The sequence below is a fragment of the Streptomyces geranii genome (genome assembly GCF_002954775.1).
Taxonomy (GTDB): domain Bacteria; phylum Actinomycetota; class Actinomycetes; order Streptomycetales; family Streptomycetaceae; genus Streptomyces; species Streptomyces geranii.
Genome location: NZ_PJME01000078.1, coordinates 21,792 through 27,791, shown reverse-complemented (window position 1 = coordinate 27,791; position 6,000 = coordinate 21,792). Strand labels below are relative to the sequence as shown.

Genomic DNA, 6,000 nt, shown 5'->3' with positions numbered 1-6,000 from the left:
GCTCACACCCCACCCACCACACCAACTACCCACCCCCAGATCGACACGTCGCCCGCGTGCAGCAGGTCAACCGGGCACTCGACTGCGACCTGGAACCGTCGACCGAACACCTCATCGACGAACTCCTCCGGCCAGCCCCTCCCCCACCCGCCGGGAACACATGAGCACCACCCGGCACCCGCAGCACACCACGCCGTACACCCGCACACCCTCCGGACACAGCAGGCCGGACCCGGAAACGCCGGGCGACGCGTCCGGGCCACCGCCCGCCCCACGGACAGGAAACAACACCGTACGAATCGTCAACCGCGGGCACCGGGTGCTCATCGGCGTGGTCGTGTCCGGCACTGTGATCATCGCCGGGATCGGCTTCGCGGGGTCGTACAAGGCGGTCCGCGAACTGGCGGTCCAGAAAGGCTTCGGGAACTTCAGCTACCTCTTCCCGATCGGCATCGACGCGGGCATCTGCGTCCTGCTCGCCCTCGACCTCCTCCTCACCTGGATCCAGATCCCCTTCCCGCTGCTGCGCCAGACGGCGTGGCTGCTGACGATGGCGACGATCGCCTTCAACGGCGCGGCGGCCTGGCCCGACCCGCTCGGCGTCGGCATGCACGCCGTCATCCCGGTCCTGTTCGTCGTCTCCGTCGAAGCGGCCCGGCACGCCATCGGCCGCATGGCCGACATCACCGCCGACAAGCACATGGAGGGCGTCCGCCTCACCCGCTGGCTGCTCTCCCCCCTCCCCACCTTCCTCCTCTGGCGCCGGATGAAACTGTGGGAACTACGCTCCTACGACCAGGTCATCAAGCTGGAGCAGGAACGCCTCGTCTACCAGGCCCGCCTGCACGCCCGCTTCGGCCGCGCCTGGCGCCGCAAGGCCCCCGTCGAGTCCCTGATGCCCCTGCGCCTCGCCCGCTACGGCATCCCCCTCACCCAAACAACCCCCTCCAGCCACGCAGCCGCAGGCATCGACGGACCGCCGCTCCTCGACGCCGCCGAGCCGGTCTCCGCCCCCGGTCAGCCCGACGTCTCCACACCCGAGGTGACACCCGGTCAGGAGACGGAGACCACGGAATTGGCAAGGACGGGAGCGCACCCCGTGCCGACTCCAGCCGCAGCACCCGAGCACCCACGTGAGCAGGAGAGTACGGGCCGGGAAGACGCCGAGCGATCCGCCGAAGCCTACCGGGCGTCCGTCACGCAGTTACCGGGCGAGCCGACACCCACACCGTGGGCCCTGTGGCTCCGCCATGAGCACGGCATAGCCACCGAGGCCGGTGGCCCGCTCTCCGGGAAGCAAGTGAAGCCGCTCCTCCAGGTCCCCCGGGAACGCCGCACTGTGCCCGCGGAGGAGATAGACCCATCCGATGAACCACGCGTGGCCAACCCGGCGGCCGACCAACGTTTCGACTACTTCGGCAACTCCCGGCTGGCGTACGGGCAAGAGCACGGGAGATACCCCGACGCCGACACCCTCGCCGCATGCGTCCGCGCCCACGACGAGATCAGCGGCCTGGGCGGACGCCCGAGCACCGGCGAGGACCTGTCGGCCTACACCGCGACCTCCGAGCAGCGCGAGCCCGCCGGGCCGGATCCGTCCGCCGAGGAGCCTGCCGACGGCACCGAACAACAGGCCGACGAACCTGAGCAAGCGCAGGAGGAACCCCAGGCGCCACCCGTCGACACGGGCGCACACATGGCCAAGAACCAGCGCACCCCTCGCGTAAGCGCCGCCATAGATGGCTCGCCCTCCCACAAGGACGACGCGACAGCGACGGCCGTCGCCCTCACCACCGTCGACCGCTACTACGTAGCCTGGTCGGAGTACCGGCTGCGGCACGACGGCGAACCCATGTCCTCGACGCAGGAAGCCGAGCAACTGTCAGCCCATCTTGCGGACCAGGGCATGTACGGCGCCCGCGGCGAGAACCCGGTCAGCCCGTCCAACCTTCGCCGCTACCTACTGCCCTTCCGCATCTACCGGCTCTGGGCCGAACAGCGGGTACACACCAACACACCGCCGCTCGACGCCATCGCCCAGGAATGCGCGGCCCAGGGAATCACCGCGCAGCACAACAAACCCATCACCACCACGTACATCGCCGACCATGCCAACGACTTCGAACGACGCTGGCAGACACTCACCCACCACCACACACAGGCACAGGCACAGGCACAGGCACAGGCACAACAGTGAGACCACACCCGTCCGTCCCTCGTGTGACAGGCGAACCCATCAGCCTCAAACCCACTCCCCCACAAGGAAGAAAGCGAAAGCCCTGTTCAGAACGGCATGGCGTGGTCCGTACACACGACGATCCCGCACCGTACGCACTCCCACTCCGAGGAACCCGTGAGGCTTCATGCGAGCACTACTGATCACCCCCGCCGCTACGGTCACGGAAGTCAGCCTCCCGCCGTCCGATAACCAAGCGGCGATCCGTGACCGCGTCGAGTCGACGGGGCCGGCCGATCAAGGCGTCTATCACCCGCGGACGTTGCTGCACGTGCGCGGCCACGGGCAGGCGGCCGGACTCGATGAAAATCACACCGCATGGGCGCTGGCGAGCGCGTGGCGCGGCATGCCCATGTACCCGTTCCACGGCCTTGTCCTGGTCACCGGCCGGACACGCGACGGGGAGACGGGCACGCTGGACGATGCTCTGGCCCAACTTGTGCACACGGTTGCGGAGACCGTACGCGACACACTGTCGACGTGGCGGGCGCGGGCGCCCCCTCCGACGAGGCCGCCTGCGGGGAACTCTTCGCCCGCGCAGCCCGCGCCGTCTCCTCCCGCTCTCGCTGACCCGCAGCGCCCTACGCAGCCGTTGCTCAGCACCGTGACCGTAAACGGTCACCGGGTCGGTGTGACCGGGCGCGATGGATGTCACCCGGTTCTGGTGGCCGATCTGGGCTTCAGTAGTTCGGCGGTCCCGCCGCTGGTCACCGGACGGTCGGCCTTGTTGTCTTCTGCTTCGGCTGGGCAGCCCGGTTGTCACCGAAGCGGGCGGCGATTCCCCTGCTCGAAGAGGTGCCACCTGTCCTGTCGCACCGTGCCTGTCGGATTCTCACTGTGCCGCGCGGTGAGCGGCGACGTTCACCCCGTACGTGGGGTTGGATCTCATATCTCTGGTTCGGTTCTCGCTGTACCTGTCACTCAGAGCAGGGCTCGGATGGCGTCGCGCTGCTCCGGCAGGCCGGCTTCCCTGAGCCAGCGGATCTTGTTGCCAATGTTTCCCCAGCAGTTGTCATTGGCGGTGACGGCTTGCAGAAGCTCCCGTTGTGCGGCCGACAGCGGCAGGCCGGGGCGGTAGCCGGTGGGGAAGGCTTTGAGGAGCAGCGGACCCCAGTCGCGGTCGACGGTGTAGTCGCTGGCGAGCGGTATCAGGGCCATGGCCGCCGGGGCCAGGTCCTCAAAGGCGTCGACGCGGTCAAGGATGGCCTTCAGGAGGGTGAAGCGGAGCCAGCCGTCGATCTGAGGGAGGGGGTCGGGGAACCAGTGGTCTGCCTCAGCCGGGTTCTGTAGGGCTTCGAGCAGGACGGCGGTGGCGCGGGGCATGTGCGCGCATCCGGTGGCCAGAGCGGCGCATGTGCGCACGGCTGGATCAGGATCGTTGAGGAGGCCGGTGACGTCCTGGCCCCAGGCGCCCATGGCCAGAGCTGCGGAGGAGCGTTCTCGGCGGCTGCCGTCTGCTTCGAGGACGCTACGCAGGCGGTGGGCGGTGCGGGGGACGAGTTCGGCGAGGTCGGGTGCCTTCAGAAGCAGGGTGACCGTTGCGAGGGCTGCCTCTCGGGTGTCCGGATGCGGATCGTCGAGGAACGGTTCGACCGCGTCGTAGAGCTCGGGTCGGATACTTCGGCATGCGCGGATCGCCTCGATCTCGTCTTCGTCCTCGCCGTCGTAGTCATCCCCGTACTCGCCCTCGCTGCCGGGGTCCTCGCCGTAGGAGGCCGAGTCGGCGATCCGGCCGAGCCAGTCGAGTAGTGCAGCCCGCAGGGGCCGGGTCCGGTCGTCCCAGGGGAAGAAGCTCTCATGCTCGGCCAAGGTCTGGGGGTGGGCCAGGATCGCTGCAACGAACAGTGCGGCCGGCGGGGTGGAGCTGTACAGGGATCCTTGATGCAGCACGGACATATCGAGCATTCCCAGTGCCTCGGCCTGCACCTCGGGATCCTCGTTCAGGAGTTGGCACAGGTACGGCGGTGTGTCCTCGGCACTCCCATATGCATGCTGCAGGGCATCCCATGCGGTTGCCATGAGCAGTTCTCTGGCCGTCGGAGGCAGTCCAGGCCAGATGGGGGTGCCACGTTCCTCGTCTTGATTCGTCACCTGCACACACTGCCGAACAGCACTGACAACCGGTCGCACCAGGGTGCCGGGGGATTCCGACGCCGACATACGCCTCACCTGCTGCCGCTTTGAGCAGTTCTGTGAACCGCTCCTCCGTGAAAGCCAGGTCGTGTGAGAAACCCGAGCCTGCGTCTTCTCGATCGGCCTGGCATCCCAGCAGGTCAACGGCTCGCTATCTGACCGATGCACTTCGACAGGACAGTCCACCGGACGGTCAGAAGCTCCAGCTGTAGAGGCCACCGCCCGTGCTCACCGCCGACGCCGCGAGCCTGGCGACTCCCCGCAGGACCGCCAGGGGTTCATCGTCGGTCACCTCGCCCTCGCCGGCAGATCTGAGCCTCGTGGTCCAGCGATGTGCAAGCTCCTCCAGTTCGGTGGGACTGGCGCCGGCCAACGCCCGGGTCAACCGCTGCGGCAGAGCGAACACCTCAACGCCATCGTTCAAGGGGGCAGTGACCCACTCCGGCCACGACCACCCAAGGAGCTGCTCAAGCGGCGGGATCTCGGGCGAGGGCTCCGCGAAGTACATGTCCCACTCGGCGATGGCACCGTCTGGCTCAATGAAACGGCAGGCCACCGACCCAAACGCCTGACCAGGCCCCCGCCGGCGTGCCAAAGCGGCAGTCTCGCCGTCGGGAGCGAGGAAGAACACTGCGTCGTGGGCCATCCCGGCATGATGGCAGCCCGCCACAGTGGCGCCGGTGACAGGTGCGGCGATCAGGTGACGTCTGTCTCGGTCAGTCGCAGTCGGCGCCGTCGCCGTGATGGCGCGACGACGATTCGGACTGAATTCCGTCTGGACTGAATTCCGTCAGCTAGTTAGGGTCGCGGTATGGAAACGGAGACGGCGCTCGACAACATCGGGCCAGAACTCGACAACTATGTCGGGGCGAAGCGCGCCCTGGTCGACACCATGACGCGCGCGTTCCGCTCCGGTGTCCCCGCCATGGCCGTTTGGCGGAGCGTCGCGACGGCATTCAGCAGGGACCAGGTGAAGGAATACCTGGCCGCGATCGCCCTCATGGACTCCGCGCGAAAGGCAGTGGAGGAGGCCGGACTGGCCGCCAGCGTCGACGTATCGGCGACCGGAATCGATGCCCCCCGCGAAGCACGCCTGACCATCTCCGCGGACCCGGCAGAAACCCCCGACTACCCCGAACTGCCCGGGAAGATCCGCGACGCCCTCCGCGACTTCCACATCACCCTCACCAAAGACTTCCCGCGAGACGAGGACAACGAGTCCGACGACCTGACCGACAGCCTGATCGACGAATTACTGCTCGACGGCGAGCAGGTGCGCCTGGTCAAGCTCAAACCGCGCACCTGACCCCCGCCACGACGGCCACTGCACCCAAATGCTGCCGCCCCAGCCAACACCCCGAAGGCCAGCCCGTCGCCGTCAGCGGCCTCCGGCAGCGGCAGTGAGGCCGGGACAGCCTGGCCCCAGTCAGTCCCGGTCCAGCACCCCGTACAAGGCGGTGCCCGCGCCGGCACTCGACCGCCAGCAAACCCTCGACCAAGGGCTTCATAGATCCCTCCACGCCCAGCACCGCGCCCGTGAGCTCGAAGAGCGCGTCCGCCCGAGCAGAGAGGCAATCAAGGAACTCAACCGAAAGCGGGACAGGACACCCGGCGCGCCACCTGCGGACGCG

4 protein-coding genes are annotated in these 6,000 nt (G+C 68.0%); 2 read left to right on the top strand and 2 right to left on the bottom strand.

The genetic code is table 11. The annotated features are described in order from the left end of the window. Nucleotides 1-160: 160 nt before the first annotated feature. Entirely contained in the window at nt 161-2,197 is a 2,037-nt protein-coding gene (locus CW359_RS47765; protein WP_408647590.1) for a DUF2637 domain-containing protein, read from the top strand. Between the two features lie 960 nt (nt 2,198-3,157). On the opposite strand, the gene CW359_RS42950 is transcribed toward CW359_RS47765, so the two are convergent. Next, nucleotides 3,158-4,255: a HEAT repeat domain-containing protein gene (locus CW359_RS42950; protein ID WP_232838854.1), complete on the bottom strand. Its 1,098-nt coding sequence runs from the start codon at nt 4,253-4,255 to the stop codon at nt 3,158-3,160. Between the two features lie 307 nt (nt 4,256-4,562). After that, entirely contained in the window at nt 4,563-5,015 is a 453-nt protein-coding gene (locus CW359_RS42945) for a hypothetical protein (RefSeq protein ID WP_105975690.1), read from the bottom strand. Nucleotides 5,016-5,180: 165 nt separating this feature from the next. Between CW359_RS42945 and CW359_RS42940 the strand changes: the two genes are divergently transcribed. Next, a complete protein-coding gene (locus CW359_RS42940) occupies nt 5,181-5,675 on the top strand; it encodes a hypothetical protein (RefSeq protein ID WP_105975689.1) in 495 nt (164 codons plus the stop codon). Nucleotides 5,676-6,000: the final 325 nt, after the last annotated feature.